Annotated in this window: 21 protein-coding genes; 17 read left to right on the top strand and 4 right to left on the bottom strand. The window is 45.5% G+C overall.

Annotation, left to right across the window (positions count from 1 at the left end; genetic code table 11):
* Position 1: 1 nt before the first annotated feature.
* The 17 genes from QBE54_RS09275 to hxlB all read left to right on the top strand — a co-directional run bounded on the left by QBE54_RS09275 (position 2) and on the right by hxlB (position 18575).
* Positions 2-817 (top strand): carbohydrate ABC transporter permease, encoded by an 816-nt coding sequence (locus QBE54_RS09275; RefSeq protein WP_369017909.1) that lies wholly within the window; start codon positions 2-4, stop codon positions 815-817.
* A 14-nt stretch (positions 818-831) separates the two neighbouring features.
* The gene (locus tag QBE54_RS09270) at positions 832-1944 is read left to right on the top strand and encodes an ABC transporter ATP-binding protein (protein ID WP_369017908.1); all 1113 of its coding nucleotides are present in this window, start codon (positions 832-834) and stop codon (positions 1942-1944) included.
* Positions 1944-3035: an ABC transporter ATP-binding protein gene (locus tag QBE54_RS09265; protein WP_369017907.1), complete on the top strand. Its 1092-nt coding sequence runs from the start codon at positions 1944-1946 to the stop codon at positions 3033-3035. Before QBE54_RS09270 ends, QBE54_RS09265 begins: the two co-directional genes overlap by 1 nt.
* A 195-nt stretch (positions 3036-3230) precedes the next feature.
* A complete protein-coding gene (gene rpe, locus QBE54_RS09260) occupies positions 3231-3875 on the top strand; it encodes a ribulose-phosphate 3-epimerase (protein ID WP_369017906.1) in 645 nt (214 codons plus the stop codon).
* 243 nt (positions 3876-4118) lie between these two features.
* Entirely contained in the window at positions 4119-5099 is a 981-nt protein-coding gene (locus tag QBE54_RS09255) for an autoinducer 2 ABC transporter substrate-binding protein (RefSeq protein ID WP_369017905.1), read from the top strand.
* A gap of 121 nt (positions 5100-5220) precedes the next feature.
* A complete protein-coding gene (locus tag QBE54_RS09250; protein ID WP_369017904.1) occupies positions 5221-6756 on the top strand; it encodes a sugar ABC transporter ATP-binding protein in 1536 nt (511 codons plus the stop codon).
* Between the two features lie 29 nt (positions 6757-6785).
* On the top strand, positions 6786-7802 hold the full coding sequence (locus QBE54_RS09245) for an ABC transporter permease (protein ID WP_369017903.1): 1017 nt from the start codon (positions 6786-6788) through the stop codon (positions 7800-7802).
* 17 nt (positions 7803-7819) lie between these two features.
* Positions 7820-8929 (top strand): ABC transporter permease, encoded by a 1110-nt coding sequence (locus QBE54_RS09240; protein ID WP_369017902.1) that lies wholly within the window; start codon positions 7820-7822, stop codon positions 8927-8929.
* A 290-nt stretch (positions 8930-9219) separates the two neighbouring features.
* The gene (locus QBE54_RS09235; protein WP_369017901.1) at positions 9220-10239 is read left to right on the top strand and encodes a zinc-binding dehydrogenase; all 1020 of its coding nucleotides are present in this window, start codon (positions 9220-9222) and stop codon (positions 10237-10239) included.
* Between the two features lie 17 nt (positions 10240-10256).
* Positions 10257-10676 carry a cupin domain-containing protein gene (locus tag QBE54_RS09230; protein ID WP_369017900.1) on the top strand — a complete coding sequence of 140 codons (420 nt, stop codon included), beginning with the start codon at positions 10257-10259 and terminating at the stop codon, positions 10674-10676.
* Positions 10673-11731, top strand: coding sequence for an alcohol dehydrogenase catalytic domain-containing protein (locus QBE54_RS09225; protein WP_369017899.1), 1059 nt, complete (start codon positions 10673-10675; stop codon positions 11729-11731). The genes QBE54_RS09230 and QBE54_RS09225 overlap by 4 nt, the downstream gene beginning before the upstream one ends.
* Positions 11731-13260, top strand: a complete 1530-nt coding sequence (locus tag QBE54_RS09220; RefSeq protein WP_369017898.1) for an FGGY family carbohydrate kinase — start codon at positions 11731-11733, stop codon at positions 13258-13260. The genes QBE54_RS09225 and QBE54_RS09220 overlap by 1 nt, the downstream gene beginning before the upstream one ends.
* 18 nt (positions 13261-13278) lie before the next feature.
* A complete protein-coding gene (locus tag QBE54_RS09215) occupies positions 13279-13974 on the top strand; it encodes an L-ribulose-5-phosphate 4-epimerase (protein WP_369019430.1) in 696 nt (231 codons plus the stop codon).
* 232 nt (positions 13975-14206) lie between these two features.
* Positions 14207-16048: an ASKHA domain-containing protein gene (locus tag QBE54_RS09210; protein ID WP_369017897.1), complete on the top strand. Its 1842-nt coding sequence runs from the start codon at positions 14207-14209 to the stop codon at positions 16046-16048.
* A 13-nt stretch (positions 16049-16061) separates the two neighbouring features.
* A complete protein-coding gene (locus QBE54_RS09205) occupies positions 16062-17357 on the top strand; it encodes a DUF1015 domain-containing protein (RefSeq protein ID WP_369017896.1) in 1296 nt (431 codons plus the stop codon).
* Entirely contained in the window at positions 17354-18016 is a 663-nt protein-coding gene (locus tag QBE54_RS09200) for an orotidine 5'-phosphate decarboxylase / HUMPS family protein (RefSeq protein WP_369017895.1), read from the top strand. Before QBE54_RS09205 ends, QBE54_RS09200 begins: the two co-directional genes overlap by 4 nt.
* Positions 17997-18575, top strand: a complete 579-nt coding sequence (gene hxlB, locus QBE54_RS09195; RefSeq protein ID WP_369017894.1) for a 6-phospho-3-hexuloisomerase — start codon at positions 17997-17999, stop codon at positions 18573-18575. Before QBE54_RS09200 ends, hxlB begins: the two co-directional genes overlap by 20 nt.
* Positions 18576-18581: 6 nt before the next feature.
* On the opposite strand, the gene QBE54_RS09190 is transcribed toward hxlB, so the two are convergent.
* The 4 genes from QBE54_RS09190 to QBE54_RS09175 all read right to left on the bottom strand — a co-directional run bounded on the left by QBE54_RS09190 (position 18582) and on the right by QBE54_RS09175 (position 22853).
* Complete coding sequence (locus QBE54_RS09190) at positions 18582-19286, bottom strand: anaerobic ribonucleoside-triphosphate reductase activating protein (RefSeq protein WP_369017893.1); 705 nt, start codon at positions 19284-19286, stop codon at positions 18582-18584.
* A gap of 24 nt (positions 19287-19310) precedes the next feature.
* Positions 19311-21419, bottom strand: a complete 2109-nt coding sequence (locus tag QBE54_RS09185) for a ribonucleoside triphosphate reductase (RefSeq protein ID WP_369017892.1) — start codon at positions 21417-21419, stop codon at positions 19311-19313.
* 3 nt (positions 21420-21422) lie between these two features.
* Positions 21423-21890: a transcriptional regulator NrdR gene (gene nrdR / locus QBE54_RS09180; protein WP_369017891.1), complete on the bottom strand. Its 468-nt coding sequence runs from the start codon at positions 21888-21890 to the stop codon at positions 21423-21425.
* A gap of 159 nt (positions 21891-22049) precedes the next feature.
* Entirely contained in the window at positions 22050-22853 is an 804-nt protein-coding gene (locus QBE54_RS09175) for a nitrilase-related carbon-nitrogen hydrolase (protein ID WP_369017890.1), read from the bottom strand.
* Positions 22854-22865 lie beyond the last annotated feature (12 nt).

The following is a 22865-nucleotide window of genomic DNA, read 5'->3' as shown; positions in this document are numbered from 1 at the left end:
AATGCAGAAGGGAAAGTGGGGTAGAAGGCTTGGCATTTTAGGTCTTGTTGTTTATGGTATTTTTATTCTGTTTCCAATTTATTGGACAGTAAATACTTCTTTCAAGCATGTGGGAGATGTATACAAAGTTCCTCCAGCTTTCATCCCTCCAGACTTTACTTTAGAGGCTTACCAATTTGTTCTACAGGGCACAGGTAGAATTGCCCTTGGCAACAGCTTGATCGTTGGTATTTTGGCCACCGTTCTGGCGGTTGTTTTGGGTACTATGGCAAGTTATGCCTATTCGCGCTATCCAAACACTCCTTTGACTAACGAAACTGCCCAGTTCAACCTTTTGACTCTTCGTATGTTTCCTCCTATTGCTTTTCTCTTGCCTATTTTCTGGTTCTGGAAAACTTTTGGCTTGCTCGATACCTATTTTTCTTTGGTCATTACTTATGCTGCTTTTAACCTCCCTCTCGCTGTGTGGCTCCTTAAGGGTTTTCTGGATGCACTACCACGAAGCATTGAAGAAGCGAGTTATGTTGATGGCTACTCTTTCTGGCAAACAGCTCGTAGAATAGTACTCCCTTTGATTGGCCCAGGACTTGCTGCAACAGTTGCTTTGACATGGATATTTATTTGGAATGAATTCATCATCGCTTATCTTCTTGGAGGACGTAATGTGTTACTCTATACCGCTTATTTGCCAAGCCTGAGGCGAGGTATGAGAATTATGTGGAACCAGATTGCTGCCTTATCAATTCTGGCGATTATTCCTTCAATAATAATATTAATTTTCTTCCGTAAGCATTTGATAAAAGTCTATCTCCGTTGAGGGAATGAGACACGATGATTAATATAAGGCTTTCGAATATAAGCAAATATTTTGGTAAGAACCTTGCTCTAAAGGGAGTTAGCGCAGAGATTGAAGGGGGAACTTTTTTCTGCATTCTGGGTGAACCTGGTGCGGGTAAGACCACTCTTTTACGGATTATAGCTGGTTTGGAAATACCTGATGAAGGGGAGGTTTTTTTTGACGGGCAGGAAGTTACCTTGCTTCCCCCTCAGAAAAGGAACATAGCTATGGTTTTTCAGGATTTCGCTCTGTACCCACATATGTCAGTGTTCGAGAATATAGCCAGTCCCTTGCGCGTAAAAGGTCTGTCGGAAGAGGTGATTAGAGAGAAAGTTTTGCAAGTTGCTAAATTTCTAAAAATAGATGCTCTTTTGGACCGCTTGCCTGATTACATCAGCGGGGGAGAGAGACAGCGGGTGGCTATTTGCAGAGCCTTAGTAAAAGAACCCAGTGTTTGTCTTTTCGATGAGCCGCTTGTTAATCTTGACTTTAAAATACGAGAAGAAATGCGGGTACAATTTAAGTTGATGCAGCGAGAGTTCAGACAGACACTTGTTTATGCTACACCCGACCCTGTTGATGCGCTGTCGATGGCTGATATTTTGCTTGTTCTCCACGAAGGTAAGGTGCAACAATTGGGTAATGTTTGGGAAGCCTATTATCATCCGGCCAATGTGTTTGTGGCTACCTATCTGGGTTTTCCGGCAATGAATATTGTAAGGGGTTTTTTGGAGATGGAAAAAGGTTCGGTGCTTTGGAAGGGGTCTTCTTTGCAACTGGACCTCAGTGGTTGGGGAGATTTCTCAAAGCTCAACGAAAAAGATAGAGAAATATTTTTGGGTATTCGTCCTGAGAACATAGTGCTTGGTAATGTGGAAGGAAAAAATTTCACCTTCGAAGGCAAAGCAGTTTTGAGCGAAGTTGTGGGTTCAGATACTATTGTCCACATAGAGATTGGTGATTTAACTCTACGTTCCTTTGTGCCAGGTGTTTTCAGAGTCTCTCCGGGTGAAAAATTGCCCTTTGGCTTTTCAATAGAGGATGTGTATCTTTTTTCCGCATCTACCGGTGAAAACCTGGAGTTTATTGTTAAGGGTGAGCGATAATGGCGAGCATATTATTGCAAAACATTACCAAGGTTTTTGATAATAAAGTGGTTGCGGTTAAAGACTTGACTCTGGAGATTCCTGATAAGGGGTTGGTTAGTCTTCTGGGTCCTTCAGGTTGTGGCAAAACTACAACCATGAGAATCATATCTGGTTTGGAAGAGCCAACTGCAGGCAAGGTCTTTTTTGATGGTAGAGACGTCACGCAGGTTTCACCTGAAGAGAGAAATGTGGCAATGGTGTTTCAGTTTCCGGTTGTGTATCCGGGAATGACCGTTTACGAAAACATTGCTTTTCCACTGGTTGCCCATAAAGTGCCGAAAAAAGAAATCAGGCGCAGGGTCGAAGAAGTTGCTGAAGTGTTTGAAATCTCACACCTTTTAAAGCAGGATACTTATAATCTCGATGCAGGAATCAAACAAAAAATCGTTCTGGCCCGGGCTTTTGTAAGAAAACCCAATGTTTACCTTTTAGATGAACCCCTTACCAATGTGGATCCTGCAACGAGGTTGGAGTTGCGGACCATTTTGAAACGCTTGCAATCCAATCTTGGACAAACCATGGTTTATGTGACCCACGATCAGGGTGAAGCCCTGACTCTGGCTGACAGGATTGCCGTTATGAATGAGGGTAAGGTATTGCAGTATGATTCTCCTGAGGAGGTCTATTCTAACCCCAGCAATACCTTTGTTGGTTACTTTATAGGGAACCCAGGTATGAATTTCTTAAACTGTTCCTTGCAAGCGGGAGAGTCTGTTTGCATTATGCAAGCTCGTAGCTTTTCTTATGTTTTGAAAAATCTTTCTCGAGATTTTCTTGGTGATTCAGAAAAGAGAGAGCTTATAATTGGCATACGTCCGGAAAATCTGGAAATCCTTTTTGAGCCCCGCGAGGGTTATGTTCCCTTTGAGGTTGTTTTGTCCGAGCCAATAGGGAACAGGTTAGTTTTACACCTTCGTAGCGGGGAAGATACGCTGAAGGCTAAAATTCCGCGTACCAGTGTAGAGATTGGACAGAAAGTATGGGTTGGCTTTCCGCTTGAGTTTTTGAAGTTCTTCGATGCGCAGACTCTGGAGGCGGTCGAGGTTTAGGGTTGTAAGGGTTTAGTTCTCTTAATCTTGATAATCGTGTAATTTTCATTGGTAAAGCGTGAGCTTTTTATTTCTTTTATCGCTAAAATTGGAGGGGATGCTCTTAGCGGGGCATCCCTGTCTTTTTGAATGTTCCTGTAATGGATTACAAATGGTAAAAACACGATGTGGATTCTTTTGAAAGGAGTAAGGGTCTTGAAAATTTCCGCTTCGCTTTTGTCTTGTGACACAGCCTATCTGGGCGATACGGTCGTTGAGCTGGAACGGGCAGGAGTGGATTTCGTTCACCTGGATATTATGGATGGCCATTATGTGGAAAATTTTGCTTTTTCTCCCAAAACAGTTCAAGATTTGAGGAGAATAACTAATTTGCCGCTTGAGGTGCACCTCGAAATAGATAATCCTGAACGTTATATCACTGCTTTTGCGGAAGCTGGGGCGGATTTGATAATTGTTCAGCTCGATGTTTGCAGGCATCCGATACGAATTTTGGATACCATCCACAAATATGGTAAAAAGGCCGGGCTTGCTGTTAATCCTGGCGACAGTTTTGAGCGAATCAAGTATTTTGCTGAATATGTTGATTATGTGCTTTTGATGAGTGTTGAACCGGGCTTTGGTGGTCAAAAGTTTGAGAGGTCAGTTATGGGAAAAGTTCGGCTGGTAAAAACATTGTTTGAGGAATGCGATTATCAGATTCCTGTAGGCCTGGATGGCGGAGTGAGCCTTGAAAACATTGGTGCGATAAGAGAAGCTGGGATAGAGGTGGTCGTGGTAGGAACAGCCCTATTTTCTCAAGAACCTTTATCCCAGGTTGTTGCTGCGTTTAAGGGTTTGTAGGGTTGGGGTTTCCCACGTTGTGGTTGAGGCTTTTTGTCCAATTGACAGAATCAAAATCGTTCTGTTAGAATGAACAAAATTTTTTAAACAAAATTTCATAAATATTAAAAGAAAGGAGGTAGATGAACGGAGGGAGTAAGAGTTTTTAAATCATTAATTTGCAATAAAGCTTTTTTGGGATAGGTTCGCTTCCTATCTCGGAACCAATCACTGCAAAATCAAAGTTGAGTGAGGAGGTTGCACATGAAGAAGTTAACTCTTTTCTTAATGGTAGTTTTGTTGGTAGCCATTCTGGTTGTTCCAGCAATGGCAAAGAAGTATACCATTGCTACTGTAGTAAAGGTTGATGGTATCGCCTGGTTTGAACGCATGCGAGAAGGTGTTAAGAAATTCGCCGCCGATACTGGTCATGAGGCTTTCCTGGTGGGTCCTCCTCGTGCTGATGCCGCCCTGCAGGTTCAAATCATTGAAGATTTGATTGCTCAGGGAGTAGATGCTATCTGCGTGGTTCCCTTCTCCCCTGAAGCGGTAGAACCAGTTTTGAAGAGAGCTATGGATGAGGATATTGTGGTTATTACCCATGAAGCATCCAATATCCAGAATGCTCACTGGGATCTCGAGGCTTTCGATAATTACGCTTTTGGAGCCAAATTGATGGATATTCTGGCCAGCTACATGGGTGAAGAGGGAGAATACGCCACTATGGTGGGCAGCCTTACTTCCAAGACCCACATGGAGTGGATTACTGGAAGCGTAGAGCGCCAGAAGGAAAAATATCCCAAAATGAAGCTGGTAACCGAAACACCCCTTGAGGACTACGACGACCAGACCCGTGCTTACGAGAATATGAAGGAACTCTTGCGAACCTATCCCAATTTGCGTGGTGTGAGAACTGCAGCTTCCACCGCGGCTCCTGGTTGTGGACTGGCAGTGGAAGAAGCTGGCTTGCAAGACCAGATTGCGGTAGTTGGTCCCAGTCTGGTATCCCTTTGTGGACAGTACCTGGAGAGCGGAGCAGTCAAAGCTATTGGTTTCTGGGATCCGGCCGATGCAGGGTATGCTATGAACAAGCTGGCAGTTATGGTTTTGGAAGGCAAGGAAGTTACCGATGGAATGGACCTGGGAGTTCCTGGCTACAACAACCTTCGCATGGATGGACGCGTTCTCTACGGCGAGGCCTGGGTTTTTGTAACCAAAGACAACATGGACCAGTATGATTTTTAACGAGTAAATTCCAGCAGGGGTTGGTAGTGTTTTACTGCCAGCCCCTGTTTCTTCGAGGACAGGAGCAGTGTGCTTACTTTCGAAGCGAAAATAAAAGTTGCAAGAAGGGAGCCTTGAGGTTATGGGTGAAGAATTCCTGGTAGTGAAGAATGTAAGTAAATCTTTTGCTGGGGTGCAGGCTCTCAAAAAGGTTAACCTGACGATTGGACGGGCGGAAATTCGCTGTTTAGTAGGAGAGAACGGTTCTGGTAAGTCAACTCTCATTAAGATCATTTCCGGAGCAGAGGCCCCCGATGAGGGAGAAATCATTATCAATGGCAAAAAGTTTTTCAGACTTCATCCTATCGATTCCATTCGTGAAGGCATTCAGGTTATTTATCAGGATTTCTCGTTGTTTCCCAACCTTACCGCGGCTGAAAATATCGCCTTCAACTACTTGCTTGAGAAAAGAAGACGCTTAGTGGACTGGAAAGAGGTACATAATGTTGCGCGAAAAGCTGTGGAGAGCATCAACGTGAATATTCCTCTCGACCGCAAGGTGGAAGAGCTTTCGGTTGCAGATAAACAGTTGATTGCGATTTCGCGTGCTCTTTTGCATAACGCACGTTTGATCATCATGGATGAGCCAACCACCGCTTTAACCCGGAAAGAAGTGCGTTCCTTGTTTCGGGTGATAAAGCAATTGCAACAAGAAGGAGTTTCTATTCTCTTTGTTAGTCATAAGCTCGATGAAGTTCTGGAGATTTCGGAAAAAGTAACCATTTTGCGTAATGGACGTAATGTGGCTGACGGCGATCGCTCAAGCTTTGATCGCTCTAAATTGGTTTTTTACATGACAGGTCGCGAGATTAAAGAGAGTCGTTATCAATATAAGCCGGACGCTACCAGAGAACCTTTATTACGGGTTGAACGTCTTGGTTGTAAGGGCAGTTTTACTGATGTTTCCTTCGAGCTTTATCCGGGAGAGATTTTGGGTATAACTGGCCTTTTGGGTTCGGGCCGTACTGAATTAGCCATGGCCTTGTTTGGTCTTCAACCGGCTACTGAGGGCAACATTTATCTTGATGGAAAACCAGTTCGCATTCGCAGTGTGCAGGATGCTATTCGACATGGTATGGGTTATGTTCCCGAGGATAGACTTACTGAGGGGCTTTTTCTTCCTCAGTCCATAGGTAACAACATAGTTGTGAGCGTCATTTATCGTTTGTTAAAGAGAATGGGCATTATTGATCTTGTTCAAAAGAATCAACAGATAATGCGCTGGATAAAAGACCTCAAAATTGTGACTCCCTCTCCGGATTTGCCAGTACAGAGCCTTTCTGGGGGCAACCAGCAGAGGGTAGTTCTGGCTAAATGGCTGGCTACCATGCCCAAACTTTTGATTTTGAACGGTCCTACCGTTGGGGTGGACATAGGTTCGAAATCCGATATCCACCAGATTATCCGTTCTCTGGCGCAACAGGGCATGGGCGTGATTATCATTTCGGACGATATCCCAGAGGTTGTCCAGAATTGCAATCGTATCCTTTTAATGAAGAGGGGGCGAATAGTCGAAGAATTTTCTGGTGAACAGGTTACCGAGGAAGAGTTGACCCAGAAGATGATTGGTGAAGAAGGACTGGAGACAAAAACTAAGAAGACGCCAACTTTCGTTTGAAATTTCAAGACGAAGGGAAATGAGGAAAAATGAGTAAATTTTTTGACAAAGTCCTGAGTAAAAACGAGCTTTTTTTGGCTTTTATCATTCTGGGCTTGATTCTAATAATTGGTGCAATTAACCCTAATTTTTTTACTCTGGCTACCCTGTACGATATGTTGCGTTCCAGCGTTGTTATGGGGATCTTTGGTGTAGGAGTTTTGATGGTATTGGTTTCGGGAGGAATTGATATTTCCTTTACGGCTATAGCAGCTTTTGCTATGTACGTTACTACTCGTTATCTCAAGGGTATTGGCTTTGAAGGGTCTATCCTGTCTGCTTTCATTATTTCTGGTGGTTTGGGCGCGTTACTCGGGTTCATAAACGCCGTGCTTATTTCTTCTTTTAGGCTACCAACACTTATTGTAACCTTGGGGACATCCAATATGTTCAGGGGTTTCTTGCTGGCCTTCGTAGGAACCAAAATTATCAGCGTTCTTCCTCCAGGCATGGTACGTTTTTCACGGATGGAACTTTTTCCAGTTAAAACTATGATTGGGGGAACCAATGGTCTTTCGGTGTCGGTTTTCGTTCTGGCGTTGGTTATTCCGATAACCTGGTTTATATTGAATCGCACCATGCTGGGTAGGGGCATTTACGCCCTTGGAGGGGATAGGGTAGCAGCTGAGCGTGCTGGGTTAAATATTGCTTTCATACAGTTTTTTGTGTATTGTTACGTGGGTTTTCTGGCGGGCGTTGCTGGCGTTGTTCACGCTTCTTTGATCCGCACTGCCAGCCCTTTTGACCTGGTAGGTACAGAACTTTCTGTTATTGCGGCAGTGGTTCTGGGAGGTGCTCGCATAACGGGAGGACATGGAACAGTTTTGGGTTCCATTTTGGGTGTTTTCCTGGTAGTGATAATGAATAACAGCCTCATCATGATGGGTGTTCCTTCTTACTGGCAGACTGCAGTCGTTGGCATCATAATCATACTTGGTACTGGTCTTACTGCTTGGCGGAGCAGGCGAACACATCGCGTCAGTTTGCTTGATACTCAAGAAAGCTGATAAGGAGAAGATCGGTCATGAAAAGTAACTCGGTTAATAATCAACAAAAAGCATCGAAGTTTGGAAGAATGGATTCTGGTGCATTCTCAGTTGGTGCATTGAAGGTAGACAGCAACATCTTGCGTTTGCTGCTCATAGCGGTGGCCATTTTTCTGGTTATGGGCCTTTTACGCCCTCATACTTTTTTAACTTTACGCAATTTCCGCTCCATGTCCTATCAGTTTCCAGAGTTGGGAGTCCTGTCAGTTGCCATGATGTTGACCATGCTCACAGGAGGAATAGACCTTTCTGTAGTGGGAACTGCCAATCTGGCAGGTATTCTGGCTGCCAAGTTGATGACTACTGCTTTGCCGCCGGGGACAGGGGGAAGCCAGGTTGCTCTGGTCATTATGGGAGCAATCCTTATTGCACTTGGTACAGGTATTTTGTGTGGCCTTTTTAATGGTTTTCTCGTGGCCAGGGTGGGTATTCCTCCTATTCTGGCTACTCTGGGAACCATGCAGCTTTACACGGGTATTGCCATGGTGATTACCAAGGGTTATGCGGTGCTGGGATATCCGGAGCAATTTTTGTTTATCGGTAACGGTGTGGTAGGGATATTCCCTGTACCTTTGATTTTGTTCGCAGCGGTTGCTGTAGTTTTTGCAATAGTCCTCAATAAGACAGCTTTTGGTTTTCAGGTTTTTATGCTGGGAACCAACGCTACTGCTGCTCGTTTTTCTGGAATCAACAATACTTTAGTGCTTTTGAAAACCTATTTAATATCTGGGTTTCTGGCTGGGCTGGCGGGTATCATTGTTATAGCTCGTACCAATTCTGCTAAGGCTGATTACGGGACTTCTTACGTTTTGCAGGCTGTTTTAGTATCAATCCTGGGTGGGGTGAATCCCAGCGGGGGTTTTGGAACAGTTTCTGGATTGGTTTTGGCCATTCTTTCCTTGCAGTTCCTTTCCAGCGGTTTTAACATGCTTCGTTTCAGTAATTTCTTTAAAGAATTTACCTGGGGTTTTGTTTTGATTCTGGTGATGGTAATCAATTATCTCAGCGTTACCTATCAAAATCGACGGCGTTTGGCCAGACAAAAAAGAATGGTTGCTGCTACGGATAATTTGGTTGATGATGAGTGAATTTGCTGGAAGACCTGTAGCACTCCCTTTTGGGATGAAGTGGTTAGCAAAACAGAGTCTATAAGCTTTTGGTGTTGTTGATTTTGTCTTACACGGGTTTGTGTCTTTCGGCTTCTTTGGTTTTTTAGTTTGTGTATTTTATTCTTGGATCCGGTTTCCGTGCCGTTGATTCCATTTGTTCCGCTCTTTACGACAAATCGTTGACACCCGGCTGGCGGGTGTGCTATATTTTCCAAGTGTGAATTTTCTTAATGACATTTGTAACACTTTGTGAAGAGGAGGCCTTGGTTTTGCTGGCACTGGTTCAGGAAACGGAGAGCAAGGAAAGTATTCGTCTTTTAGAGGTGGAAGAACCTCGTTGTGGTCCTCGGGAGGTTAAAATAAAAGTCAGGGCAGCAGGTATTTGTGGAACGGATGTTTATGGGATTGCTTCTTTGCGTCCCCCTGTTATACTGGGTCATGAGTTTTCCGGTGAAATAGTCGAGATTGGAGACCAGGTTCGTCATTTCAAAGTTGGTGAGCGAGTGAGCTCAGAAACCACTGTAGTGCGCTGTGGGGAGTGCCCTTACTGCCGCGAGGGTTTGTACAATTTATGTGTGAACAGAAAGGGTATTGGTTCAGGAGTTAATGGGGCTTTTGCAGAGTATATTGTGGTTCCTGAATTTACCCTTTATCGCCTGCCAGAGTATCTTTCTTTTGAAGAGGGTACACTTCTGGAACCCCTGGCCTGTGCGGTGCGTGGTGTTATGGAACAGGCTGCGCTGAAGGGCACAGAAAAGGTGCTGGTCTTCGGCCCTGGTCCGCTGGGCATTCTGGTGAGCTGGGTGGCAAACTTATCCGGTGCCCAGGTGTTTCTGGTGGGAAAAGCTCAGGATAAAGAACGGTTTGCAATTGCTTTAAAACAAAATATTGCGGGGATTATTGATATTGACGAAATAAATATATATCAATTTGTTCGAGAAAAGATCGATCCTTACGGTGTGGACGTGGTTTTTGAGTGTTCTGGTTCTGTTCACGCTGTGCATCAAGGGTTGGAAGTTCTCAGAAAGCGTGGTAAATTAGTACAAATGGGTATATTACATCGAGAAGTGGAGTTGGATTTTGATACCTATTTTTTCTCACGGGAGCTGGTGGTTACTGGTTCGAGAACCCAGACCTCTTCGAGCTGGCAAAAAGCTATAGCATTGCTGCACAAGCACCACCTACCCCTGAGAGAACTGATTACTCATGAATTACCTCTTGAGCGTTGGGAAAAAGGATTTGAGCTGGTCCGCCGCAGAGAAGCCCTAAAGGTTATTTTGAAGCCTTAATCCGGGAGGCAGGTTAAATGGCTATACTGCATCGATTGGTGCATGAGGGAAAGGATAGTTGGATTTGGGAAGGCGTAGAAAGGAAAGAATATCCCTCTGGTGAGGGACCCCGGGACCCTCGCGGAGTAAGTGTTTGCTGGCTGATCGGCAAAAATGAAGGTGCCCCGTATTTTGCGGTGCGCTACTTTGAGGTCCAGCCCGGTGGGCAAACTGTTTTTGACCAACATCAGCATGACCACGGTGTTTTTGTGTTGCGGGGTAAAGGAAAAGTGCTGGCCGGAGAAAAAGAGTATGAAGTTGGTTTTGGGGATGTTATATACATTCCTCCTCAAGAAGTACATCAGCTAAAAAATGTGGGTGACGAGATTTTTGCTTTTCTGTGTGTGATTGCGAATAAGGATTTCTTGAAAGAAGTCGGTGTGCTTACACGAGAATGAAGGTTTTACGCTATTATGACCGCCATACCCTTAAAATGGAGGATTGGCCGGTGCCGGATATTGGAGAAGATGAAGTCCTGGTTGAAACCAGAGCCTGCGGTATTTGTGCAAGTGATATCCTGGATTGGTATCGAGAACCTAAAGCACCAACCTTCCTGGGGCATGAGCCAGCAGGCGTTATAGTTAAGACTGGGTCTTCCGTTCAGAATTTGAAAGTCGGGGATCGGGTGTTTGTGCATCATCATGTACCGTGTTTTGTATGTCGCTACTGCCGTGCTGGTGAGTTTTCAATGTGTCCGGATTTTCGTGCAAGCCACATATACCCTGGTGGTTTTGCAGAGTTCATCAAGGTTCCGGGCGAAAATGTGAGAAAAGGGCTTTTATTGCTTCCGGAAAATGTTTCGTTTGTGGAAGCTACTCTGGTAGAACCTCTGGCTTGCTGCATTCAGGCTTTCAAGCGTTCTCTTTTTAAGCGTGGTGATACGGTACTGGTAGTTGGTGCGGGATTCAACGGATTAGCGTTAACCCAGCTGGCGAGAATCTATGGTGCAGGCGCAGTTTTGGTAAGTGAACCTGATCCTTTTCGAAGAGAACTCGCTTTTTCCCTGGGGGTAGATGCAGTGATTGACCCCAATCAGGAAGACGTGGCAGAGGTTTTGAAGGAACAAAATAAAGGCTACCTGGCGGATGTGGTTTTTGTGACGCCACCTTTTCCGAAGGCTATTGAGGGGGCAATAAACTGCCTGGAGCGGGGTGGAAGGCTCTTGCTTTACGCTCCTTCCCAACCTGGTGAAAAGGTTTCTTTAGAGATAAATAGTTTTTATTTTTCTCATCTGACGATTCGTGCCAGTTATTCTGCTTCACCTCTGGATACTCGCGAAGCACTGTCGTTGCTTGAGAAAGGCTTAATCAAGACGGATTTGTTGATAAATTGTGTGTTGCCCTTTTCTCAGTTTCAAGAGGCTTTCTGGAAAGTGAGAAATGATAAAAAAGTTATAAAGTGTGTGTTGACTTTTGAAAAAAAATTAGTTTCTGAAGTGGGGAGAACTCGGTGATGAAAAAGTTGCTCATGGGGGTAGATGTCGGTACCAGTGGGATTAAAGTGGTCATTTTTGACCTTGAAGGGAACGTTCTTGCCTCAAAAGCAGAGGAGGTACCAATCATCAGCAAGCAACAGGATCAGGCCGAAGAAAATATGCAGGTTATCTGGGAGAAGACTTCACAGGCAATACGTAGTTGCCTTACTTCTTGCGGTGAAGAAATTGCCTCTTCCATTGCAGCGTTGGGGGTAACTGGTCAGGGTACGGGATGCTGGCTACTTGATTCCAATCTGGAACCTATAGGAAATGCTATTGTCTGGATTGATGGACGAGCGAAGCAATTAATTGACCTCTGGAAAGAAGATGGGAGACATGCCGAAGCTTTTCGGTTGACCAGTAACAGCATTTTTACTGGTTCGCCTTTGGCTATTCTGGCCTGGTTAAAAGAAAATCAACCGCAGCACTTGCAAAAAGCGCGCCATCTGGTTTTTGCCAAGGACTGGGTAAAATTTAAGCTAACTGGAAAAATTGCAACCGACCTTTCAGACCTTTTCATGCTTCCTTATCCCATCGAAGGTGAAGTAAAAGAGGTATTGAGGCTTTTTGATCTTCTTGAAGTTGAAGACCTGTTGCCTCCTTTTGAAGACCCCTGCCAAGTTATTGGAGAGGTTACGCCCCAGGCAGCCCAGGCTACAGGCCTTCCAGCAGGAATTCCTGTGGTGAACGGCGTTGTGGATGTGGTGGCCTGTGCTGTTGCGCTGGGCATACTGGAGGCAGGACAAGCCTACTCTATTTTGGGAACTACCTGTTTCAATGCTTTTTTAACTGATTGTGTGGATGCTCTGTTTAAGCCTGAAGGGGTAGGTATCACGGTTGCCTATCCGCTTCCTGGTCTGTATCTCCGCTCCATGGCTACGATGTCGGGAACGCTCAGTCTGGACTGGTTTTTGAACAATTTCTTTTCTCATCTGCGCGAGAGGTTTCCTGATAAGCAGGCTTTTTTTGCGCATTTAGAACAGGAAATGCAGAGGGTGCCTCCGGGAGCTGGTGGTATCATCTTTCTTCCCTATATCAGTCCAGGAGGCGAGAGAGCGCCCTTTATCGATCCCCATGCCCGGGGGGTTTTCTTTGGTTTGAGTCTGCCCCATGATGAAATGTATATTCTGCGCTCTGTTTATGAAGGTGTGGCTTTTTCGGTACTGGATTGCTTTCAGGCTCTGGCAACCGAACTTGAAGAGATACGCCTTTCGGGTGGAGGCGTGAAAAGTTCTTTCTGGTGTCAGGTACTTTCTGACGTTTTAGGTGTCAAGGTGGTGGTTCCCAGGGCTCCTGAGCTGGGTGCGCTGGGTATCTCCATGATTGCAGGGGTGGGTGTCGGAATGTATAAAGATTTACGGGATGCTTTTGAGAAGGTTTTCAGGGTTAGCAAGGAATTTTACCCTCGCCTGGAGCATCATCGGCTTTATAGGGAAAAGTATAACGTTTACAGAACTTTGAGAGAAAAACTGGTTGATGTCTGGCGGATGAATGACTTGATTTCTTAAGAGAAAAGGAGGATGAACATGCTCGAGGAATTGCGCAAGAGAGTTTTTGAAGCTAATTGCGAGCTGCAGCGAAGAGGTCTTGTTGTCTACACTTGGGGTAACGCAAGTGCTATTGAAAGAGAAAAGGGTCTGATTGTAATTAAACCCAGTGGTGTACCTTATGAAGAACTTTCTCCTGAAAAGATGGTGATTGTGGATCTTGAAGGGAAACTGGTAGAAGGAAATTTGCGCCCTTCGGTGGATACCATGATTCACGTTTACCTTTACCGTCATTTTGAGAAAATAGGTGGAGTGGTTCATACTCACTCCCTTTGGGCCTGTGCCTGGGCTCAGGCAATGAAACCAATTCCCTGCTTGGGAGGGACTCACGCTGACTATTTCTACGGGGAAATTCCCTGTACTCGAGCACTGCGTCCTGAAGAAGTGGAGGAGCTCGAAAAAAATACAGGGCGGGTCATAGTGGAAACCTTTGAGGGTAAAGACTACTTAGCTACTCCGGGGGTTATCGTTGCCTTTCACGGGCCTTTCACCTGGGGGGACAGCGTGGAAAAAGCAGTATTTAACAGCGTTGTACTTGAAGAGGTGGCCAAAATGGCAGCAGCTACCCTGACTGTTAACCCCCATGCTCCCGGTCTTCCTGCGCACCTTCTTGAAAAACGCTATCAGAGAAAACATGGTAAAAATGCTTACTATGGACAGCCTAAAGATGCATAAATAAAAATGACAGCGCTTTTGATGTCCGAATTGGCCCCGAAAAGCAGCGTTGTTTTGCGGGGCCATGTTTAAAGCATTTTCCTCTTCTCATCAAAATTTGGTTCTTTTAAGTGTTTTCATTTTCTGACAAATCTATTTTTCCCTTGACGAGTGTGATAAACTTTCACTGATATTTAACTTTTCAGAACTGCTTGACCTGGTTGCTGTTTAGGTGGGTAAGGTAGGATAAGCAATGTTTAAAGTGGAAATTCTGGACCAAGGTAAATTTTTTGTCTTAGAACCTACTCAGAGTCTATTTGAAGTTCTGCAGCAAAAGGGATTGCTGACAGAGGCTTACTGTGGCGGAAAAGGGTTATGCGGTAAGTGCTTGATTCAAATTATCGAAGGAGAGGTCTCTCCCCCCACGTCTTTTGAATTTCGCCATCTTGGTGAAGATAAAATTCGCCAGGGCTTTCGACTGGCCTGTCAAATTCAACTTCAAAGCAGTGTCAAGGTACGGATTCCGCATGAAGACACTTTTTCACTGCAAACCGCTTTTTACGGTTACCATCAGGGTTTAATTAGAGATTTACCACTACGCAAGAAGCGCGTTGTTGTGCGTAAACCGGAACTTGCAGAGGGTCTTTCCTTGCAGGAAGTTTTGGAAAAGCAACTCGGTGATTCCGTCTCGGTCCCTGAATGGGATATCAATTATCTTCGAGTTCTGGGCTCGATTGGCAGTGAGGAAGCAAAATCTTTCGAAGTGGTGTATGGAAGGGAGAAGATATGGCATATTGCCGAAAGCAGCCAAGGAGAAAGTGGCGGTTTTTTGGGTGTGGCATTTGACCTGGGAACCACCACCCTGGCCTGTGAACTTGTAGACCTCGAAAGCGGTACCTCTCTTTACCGAGGGGCCACGCTCAATCGCCAGGCCAGTTTTGGGGCTGATGTCCTTTCTCGTATTGAGGCTATTCAGAGGCATCCAGACAACCTGGTTGCGCTTCAGAAAGCAGCTATTTCTACCATGAATCAGCTTATTCAAGAGGCGATAGAAAAAGCTGGCCGGAGTTTCCAGGATATCTTTGTAGTTTCTGTGGCTGGCAATACGGTCATGGAACATATTTTTTGGGGTGTTTCGCCCGTTTCAATTGGTGTTGCTCCTTATGTTCCGGTATTTGTTCGCTCCAGTGTTGGTTTGGGTGAAGAATTGGAGCTTCTGGTTCATCCTAAAGCTCAGGTTTACCTTTTTCCTTCCTGCGCTGGGTATGTTGGGGGCGATATTGTTTCTGGTCTGGTTGCTTTTGAAATAGAGGAGAGCGAAGAAACCACCCTGTACATAGATATTGGCACCAACGGGGAAATCGTGCTGGTTCATGAGGGGAAGATATGGTGTTGTGGGACGGCTGCTGGTCCTGCTTTTGAGGGGGCGCAAATTCGCCAAGGGATGAGGGCCACACCTGGCGCGGTGAGTTCGGTGTCTTTCAGAGATGGGGATCTGATCTGGCAAACCGTTGGTGGCGAGCCACCTCGAGGAATATGTGGTACTGGCCTGATAGATGCACTGGCTATGTTGTTGGAAAATGACCTGCTTAGTCCTACTGGGCGTTTGCTGGAAGCAGCGTCTCATCCGCTTTCTGAGCGGATTGAAGAAGAAGGAGGAGAAAAGGTTTTTGTTCTAAGTAGAGAACCCCGCCTGGTGATTACCCAGAAAGATATTTCGCAGTTGCAACTTGCCAAAGCTGCCCTTCAGGCTGGGAGAACCATTCTCCTTAAAGAAGCTGGGTTAAGGGAGGAAGACATTCAAAGAGTTGTTCTGGCCGGGTCTTTTGGAAGTTTTATTAATCCCCACAGTGCAGTTAAAATAGGTCTTATTCCGCCAGCAAAGCGAATAGAGTCGGTAGGCAACGCTTGTCTGGCAGGAGCGAAGGAAGCGCTGCTTTCGGAACGATTTCGCAAGCGCTGTGAGGAATTGGCCCGGAAAGCTCAATATATTGAGCTTTCCGGGAGGTCCGATTTTCAGGACGTTTTTACTCATGCTTTATTTTTCGAAAATAGAGAATACGAACAATTCACCCGGTTGTCGGGCAATTTGTGATGGAGGTCGGGCGATGGCTGTTTTGAAACCTTTTCGTGGATATCACTATTCGCAGAGGCTGATTGAAAAGGGCCACATTGGGGAGCTGGTTGCTCCACCCTATGATGTCATTTCTCGCCGTAAAAAGGAGCTACTGGCTCGCAATCCCCAGAACATTGTGCATGTTATTCTGGGAAAAGATGATAGTGGCTACCAGAATGCTGCCAAACTCTTCAGAAACTGGTTGGCAAAAGAAGTGATTGAAAGAGATTCCTTGCCCGCTTTTTATGTTTATGAGCAGGAGTTTACTGTTCCACGTTCCGGCGAGAAAAAAGTACGCACAGGTTTTATCACTTTGGTGCGTATCGAAGAATTCGAAAAGCGCATCATCCTGCCTCATGAAAAAACCATGCCCAAGTATTCTCAAGACCGCCTGGAGCTGCTCAGAGCCACCGAGGCCAATCTGGAGCAGATTTTTGGTATTTTTAACGAAAGCACCATGGAAGTGGATTCACTGTTGGAAGAGAACAAAAAAAGAGAAAACCTGCTTATGGAATTTGTGGACTTTGATGGTGTATTGCATCGGATTTTCAGAATATCCGATACCCGGGTAATCGACAGAATCCGAAGGCTTTTAAACCCGAGGACTATCATCCTTGCTGATGGGCATCACCGTTACGAGACCAGCCTTATGTATCGTCAGGAAGTTCGGGAAAAGTTGGGAGACCCTCCTGGGGATTTACCAGCGGATTACGTGATGATGACTCTGGTTAACCTTAAAAATCCGGGTCTTCTTGTTTTGCCCACCCATCGCCTGATACATGGTTTGCCGGTAGAGAGAATAAAAGACTTTTTCAAGCGCTGTGAGGAGTATTTTGTGGTCCACCTGTTTGAGGGTGAGGAATCCATGGAACTTTTCTTAGAACAGGCTCCCCCCAACACCATAGGTGTTTACGACAAAGTGGAGGGAACCTGGGGTTGTATTACTTTGAGGGATCGCCGCATCATGGATGAAAAACTGGGCAAAGAAGACGTCAATCGCTACCTTGATACCTCAGTTCTGCATAAACTGGTTTTCGAGGAAATATTGGGGATTGACGAGGAAACCCAAAAGAAAAACCTCTATATCGATTATCTTAGAGGTACCAAAGACGTTTTCCAGATTGCTAATGAGGAAAACGAGTATCAGTTGGTGTTTGTTATGAAACCTACGCCGCTTGAAGATGTGGAACGAGCAGTGCATGCTTTTCAGAGAATGCCTCAGAAATCGACCTACTTTTATCCCAAGGTGTGGAGCGGGCTCATTATGAGGTTGCTTGAGGAAGAATGAAGAAAGTGCTCTTGCAGGTTGCTCTGGATTTTGTCTCTTTTGAGGAGGCACAAGAGCTTTGTACTCCCATTGGAGAACTGGCAGACATTCTGGAAGTAGGGACGCCCTTTATCTTAAAATATGGTCTTTCTTCACTACCTTCTTTGCAAGCATGTTTGAAGAAGCCAATTCCCATATTTGCTGACCTGAAAATCGCTGACGGGGGATTTCTGGAAGCGGAAATGGCAGTGGAATACGGTGCTTCTTTAGTTTCGGTTCTTGCTGGTGCAAGGACGGAAACTCTGGAAGAAGTTTACAGAGCCTGCCAGGAAAAAGGAGCCAAAGTAGTTGTAGATACTGTTGATCTTTTGCCTTCTGACCAGGAAAAAATCCAGTACTTGCTCACCCATCCTCCCCATTACCTTTGCCTCCATGTTCCCCATGATGTGGTAGAGAAGGGAGTAGCATTTCTTGATGAATTGCAAGAATTATTGATTTTTAAAGAATACAACCTTTCTCTTATGGTTGCTGGTGGTCTGAGCCCTCGTATTTTGCCTCGGGTTCTCGAGGCGCTTTCTCCTGAAGTGGTGGTGGTTGGCTCTGCGGTGACCAGGAGTTCTGCTCCGGAGGAAACCTTGAAACTTTTGAGGAGGCTGCTCGATGAGTACGAATCTACCTGATTTCTCTTCGGTTTTAAAAGTAGTGCTGGATGAGGCTTATGCATTGCTTAAAACTTTGGACCAAAAGGCACTATCTGGACTTTTCAAGGACGTTGCATCGGAGTGGAAAAGTAAACGCCTTTTTTTCTGGGCCCGGGGAAGAAGTTTTTTGATTTTGAAGGCTTTTGCTATGCGACTCATGCACCTTGGATACAGGGTGTATATTGTGGGAGAGGTAGATTGTCCTGCAATCGGTGATGGTGATGTGCTGGTGGTAGCCAGTGGTTCAGGTTCTACTTCCTCAGTTTTGCTTTTCAGTGAAAAGGCTAAGAACTTTGGTGCTCAAGTGGTTGCGTTCACCGGCAAGGCTGATACACCACTTGCTAAAATTGCTGACGTGGTAGTTTCTTTTAAGAGCGAGAAAGCACCACCCAGCATTCAGCTTTTTGCAAATGGCAGTGGAACTCGTTTTGAAGACGCGCTTTTTCTCTTTTTTGACGCTTGCATACTCTATCTTATCTGGGATAGGAGAGAAAAAGCGTATCAGGAAATGATGCTACGACACGCCAACCTGGAATGACTATGTTCATTCACGGACAAAAGCTAACTCTCTTTCCAGTTTGGAGTTAATCTCCTTTGCCCAAGCTTTGAGGGTTTCTATCGGGTAAGGGGCAACCTTTTGTGCCTCTGGAGATAGAGTTTTCTGGTTTTGAAAATTTTGCCAGTACCAAAGGGGAGCTTCTCGAAGGTATTGAGCCATTTCTTCCAAAATTTTCGAGTTGTGAAAAGGAGGGTAAATGGTAGTTCGAAACTCTACTTTGTGGAGAGGAAAATTCAAGGCCATTTCCAGGGTTTCGAGGACCTTCTTCTTTAAATCCGGTGGAGCAACCAGTGAATAGTTTTCTGGCAGGAGTTTAAAATCGATTGCCCAGTAATCCACAAGCCCTTCTTTTTCAAGATCTTCTACTCTGGCAGGAAAACTCCCATTGGTGTCCACCTTGACCAGAAAACCTTCCTTTTTGACCCATCTCAAAAAGGGTAGTAATTCCTCAAAGTGAAGCAGCGGCTCTCCACCGCTTATGCATACTGCATCGATAAAGGTTTTACGATTCAAGAGGAACTCACGAACCGCACTTTCCTCAATAAGAGGTAGTCCTTGCCACTCCCTAACCAGTTCTGGATTCTGGCAGTAGGGGCAACGAAAGTTGCAACCGCCTACAAATAGCAAGGTAGCGATTCTGGCCGGGTAGTCGATGTAACTTACTTTTTGCCATCCCCGAAAGATGTTCATGATGCCCTCTGGGAGCCTGATTTATCAGGCTCCCAAAACTTTCACTTTTTCAAGCTGGTACTCTTTGCGTTCTCTAAATTCTTCCTGCTTGCCCCGGTTCCAGCGCCTTACCGGGCGGTAGTAGCCCACCACTCGGGAATACACTTCGGTTTCCTGATTGCAGTGGGGACAAATAAAGGTTTTGCCAGACAAATACCCGTGATTGGGACAAACTGAAAAAGTAGGGGTAATGGTCAAATACGGTATGGGGTAGTTTTCGAAAGCCCTTTTAATGAAGAGTTTCACGGCCTGGGGGTGAGGAGTTTCGGGCAGGAAAAGATGGAAGACAGTGCCCCCAGTGTAAAGTGTTTGCAAGTCTTTCTGGTGTTCCAGAGCTTCAAAGGGATCTTCAGTATAGTTAACCGGGAGGTAGGTGCTGTTTGTGTAGTAGGGTTCGTTTTCACCGGCAGTTATAATGTCCGGGAATCTCTTTTTGTCGTGGCGTGCCAGACGGTAACTGGCACCTTCTGCCGGAGTTGCTTCCAGGTTGTAAAGATTGCCCGTTTCTTCCTGAAAATCAGCGAGTAGTTCCCTCATGAAGTTCAAGACTTTGACTGCAAAGGATTTACCTTCAGGATGCGCTATGGATACTCCCAGAAAATTAAGGCAAGCTTCATTCATGCCCACAAGACCTATGGTTGAGAAATGATTGCGAAAAGTGCCCAGATATCTTCGTGTATAGGGAAGAAGGCCATTTTTCATATTGCGCTCGATGACTTTGCGCTTGATTTCCAGGGCGGTTTTTGCTATGTACATGGCTCGTTTGAGACGCGCGAAGAACTCTTCTTCGGATTTGCTCAGATAGCCAATGCGGGGTAGGTTGATGGTGACCACACCAATGGAGCCGGTTTTGTCCGCCGAGCCAAACAGGCCCCCAAAACGGTTGCGCAGAGTGCGTAAATCCAGTTGCAGTCGACAACACATGGAGCGAACGTCTCCCGGGTGCATGTCAGTAGAAATAAAATTTTGAAAGTACGGCACACCGTACTTTGCGGTAAGTTTCCACAAAAGTTGGGCGTTTTCCGACTCCCAAGGGAAGTCAGGGGTTATGTTGTAAGTAGGTATGGGGAAGGAAAAGACTCTCCCTTCGTAATCTCCTTCCAGCATGACTTCGAGAAAGGCTTTATTAATCATGTCCATTTCTTCTTGGTAGTCGCCGTAAGTACCCAGGTCTGGTCGTTCTTCTCCACCAATGATGACCGGGCGCTCGCGCATGTCTTCAGGAACGATCCAGTCGAAGGAAAAGTTAATGAATGGTGCCTGGCTTCCCCAGCGGGAAGGCACGTTCATGGCAAAGACCATCTGCTGAATGAGTTGTTTAACCATCCGATAATTAAGCCGATCGAAACGTACAAAAGGAGCAAGGTAGGTATCGACTGAGTTAAAGGCCTGGGCTCCTGCAAATTCCATTTGCATAGTGCCCAGGAAGTTCACCATTTGCCCGGTCAAGGCGGAGAGGTGCTTGGCTGGTCCGGCAGCGATTTTGTCTTTTACCCCTCCAAACCCTTCACGGATTAACTGCTCCAGTGACCATCCCGCACAATATGCCGTTAATCCGTAAGAGAGGTCGTGAATGTGAATATCAGCGTTAGTGTGTGCTTCCCGGACTTCATCGGGATAAATGCGGTTTAAAGTGTAGTTAGCCATTACAGAACCCGCAACGTGCAACACCAGGCCCGGGTAAGAGTAGGTAGTGTTGGAGTTTTCCTGGGTGCGCCAGTCCGCTTGCAGAAGATATTCCTGAACGATTTTTTCTATATCCACCCTTGCCTGAAGAGCTTCTCTTAGCTCCTGACGTTTGCGACGGTAGAGAATGTAGGCCTTGGCTACTTTGGAAAAACCATTTTCGATTAATGTTTCCTCAACAAAGTCCTGGATGGTTTCGATGTTCACCGTTGCATCTGGACCGAACTTTTCAAACAATTTAGTGGTTACAATTTTGCTCAGCTCTTCAGGAACACTTGCTGTTTCTTCTCCCACAGCCTGAAAAGCTTTGTAAATAGCTCGCTCGATGCGATACCTATCAAAAGGCACGATTCTCCCGTCCCTCTTTTGAACTTTTCGGGGAGCGAGTAGATCATAAGTTTCTTCCATTTTTTAAACCCCCTTTTCCTTTTCCTTAACCAGAGAGCCTAAGATTTCTATGAACTGGTCTACATCGCGAAACTCACGGTAGACCGAAGCAAAGCGTACGTAAGCTACCTGGTCAATTTTTTTCAATTTTTCCATAACCTTTTCCCCAATATATGAAGAAGGTACCTCTTCAAAGCCCTCTTCCTGGAGCTCTTTCTCGACTTCGCTGGCTACGGCCTCTAAAGTTTCCGTGGACACGGGTCTTTTCTCACAGGCTTTTAAAAGCCCATTGAGAATTTTTTTACGGTCGAACAACTGCCGGTTGCCGCTTTTTTTAATCACTACTAAAGGTTCCCGTTCACAACGCTCATAGGTTGTGAAACGACGGTGGCAACTCTGGCACTCTCTACGTCTGCGCACGCCATATCCGTTTTCAACAACTCTGGTATCGATTACCCGTGAATCTGGCTCACCACAGTAAGGACAATGCATGATAACCCCAATATGTAGGATTAATGCAATTTAAAACATCCATATATAGTATAACTCCACATTTTGGAAAGTCAATCGCTGATGGAGAAAATTTTTTTGCGAAATAATTTGTTTTTTCGAATTCAAGGAGTATGAGTCGTCAAGGGTGTTTGCGATTTTTCAAGTTCGATAAAGTTCAGGGCGGCGCAAGTCCTGGAAGAGGATATGTTGCATAGAGTTTTCAGCTTTGGGATGATGATAGCGTTTGATTTCTGCTTTCGAAAATTCGAAAACCGCTAACTGATTTCCTGGAAGATACAGTTCCCTTAACACATCGCCTCGGGGATTAATGACTATCAAGCCTCCACCAGATTTCTCTTTTTTGGGGAACCACAGGTTGCAACAGGCTATGAATACCCGATAGTCATAAGCGCGGGCTGGCAAGTATTTATTCCAGAGATTGTTTCGCGGGAAAGGTGTGGCATGAGGTCCAAATATTATTTCTGCGCCCTTGCTTTTCAGGGTAGCTATAACTTCTGGCAGGTGCCATTCCACGCACAAAGCGATGCCAAAACAAACTTCGGGGTGTTCGAAAACGGGGAGTTCATTGCCCGGATGGAAAAGGCGTTTTTCTTTCGCGCTTAAGTGGGTTTTTCGGTAAACTTTTCTTTCGCCCCAGGGGAAAAAGATGCCGTGGGCTATGAAGAGGTTTCCAGATTTATCCTGTTCGATGAAGCCAGCCAGGACGGTAATCCTGGTTTCCCGGGATAGCTTCTGAACTGACTGCAGCAGAGGGCTGTTCGGGCCACAGGGTCGAATGGTGACTGGATTCAAGGAGTATCCATGTAGGGAAAGCTCTGGGAAGCAGAGAATTTCCACACCAGCTGCTTGAGCTCCGTAAACCATTTGGCGGTGCAAGTTCAGAGCGGCTTCGTCGTTTAGTAAATTTTCAATTTGAGCTATTCCTATCCGAATATTTTGCATGTCCTATTGTTT

Origin of the sequence: Thermatribacter velox (assembly GCF_038396615.1) — a bacterium.
Lineage (GTDB): Bacteria > Atribacterota > Atribacteria > Atribacterales > Thermatribacteraceae > Thermatribacter > Thermatribacter velox.
This window is presented reverse-complemented; position numbering and strand designations above follow the sequence as displayed.

Excerpts from the sequence above, each read along its gene's own strand:
- QBE54_RS09275 (WP_369017909.1), top strand. The coding sequence starts at position 2 with ATGCAGAAGGGAAAGTGGGGTAGAAGGCTTGGCATTTTAGGTCTTGTT.
- QBE54_RS09270 (WP_369017908.1), top strand. The coding sequence starts at position 832 with ATGATTAATATAAGGCTTTCGAATATAAGCAAATATTTTGGTAAGAAC.
- QBE54_RS09265 (WP_369017907.1), top strand. The coding sequence starts at position 1,944 with ATGGCGAGCATATTATTGCAAAACATTACCAAGGTTTTTGATAATAAA.
- QBE54_RS09255 (WP_369017905.1), top strand. The coding sequence starts at position 4,119 with ATGAAGAAGTTAACTCTTTTCTTAATGGTAGTTTTGTTGGTAGCCATT.
- QBE54_RS09250 (WP_369017904.1), top strand. The coding sequence starts at position 5,221 with ATGGGTGAAGAATTCCTGGTAGTGAAGAATGTAAGTAAATCTTTTGCT.
- QBE54_RS09245 (WP_369017903.1), top strand. The coding sequence starts at position 6,786 with ATGAGTAAATTTTTTGACAAAGTCCTGAGTAAAAACGAGCTTTTTTTG.
- QBE54_RS09240 (WP_369017902.1), top strand. The coding sequence starts at position 7,820 with ATGAAAAGTAACTCGGTTAATAATCAACAAAAAGCATCGAAGTTTGGA.
- QBE54_RS09230 (WP_369017900.1), top strand. The coding sequence starts at position 10,257 with ATGGCTATACTGCATCGATTGGTGCATGAGGGAAAGGATAGTTGGATT.
- QBE54_RS09225 (WP_369017899.1), top strand. The coding sequence starts at position 10,673 with ATGAAGGTTTTACGCTATTATGACCGCCATACCCTTAAAATGGAGGAT.
- QBE54_RS09220 (WP_369017898.1), top strand. The coding sequence starts at position 11,731 with ATGAAAAAGTTGCTCATGGGGGTAGATGTCGGTACCAGTGGGATTAAA.
- QBE54_RS09215 (WP_369019430.1), top strand. The coding sequence starts at position 13,279 with ATGCTCGAGGAATTGCGCAAGAGAGTTTTTGAAGCTAATTGCGAGCTG.
- QBE54_RS09210 (WP_369017897.1), top strand. The coding sequence starts at position 14,207 with ATGTTTAAAGTGGAAATTCTGGACCAAGGTAAATTTTTTGTCTTAGAA.
- QBE54_RS09205 (WP_369017896.1), top strand. The coding sequence starts at position 16,062 with ATGGCTGTTTTGAAACCTTTTCGTGGATATCACTATTCGCAGAGGCTG.
- QBE54_RS09200 (WP_369017895.1), top strand. The coding sequence starts at position 17,354 with ATGAAGAAAGTGCTCTTGCAGGTTGCTCTGGATTTTGTCTCTTTTGAG.
- hxlB (WP_369017894.1), top strand. The coding sequence starts at position 17,997 with ATGAGTACGAATCTACCTGATTTCTCTTCGGTTTTAAAAGTAGTGCTG.
- QBE54_RS09190 (WP_369017893.1), bottom strand. The coding sequence starts at position 19,286 with ATGAACATCTTTCGGGGATGGCAAAAAGTAAGTTACATCGACTACCCG.
- QBE54_RS09185 (WP_369017892.1), bottom strand. The coding sequence starts at position 21,419 with ATGGAAGAAACTTATGATCTACTCGCTCCCCGAAAAGTTCAAAAGAGG.
- nrdR (WP_369017891.1), bottom strand. The coding sequence starts at position 21,890 with ATGCATTGTCCTTACTGTGGTGAGCCAGATTCACGGGTAATCGATACC.
- QBE54_RS09175 (WP_369017890.1), bottom strand. The coding sequence starts at position 22,853 with ATGCAAAATATTCGGATAGGAATAGCTCAAATTGAAAATTTACTAAAC.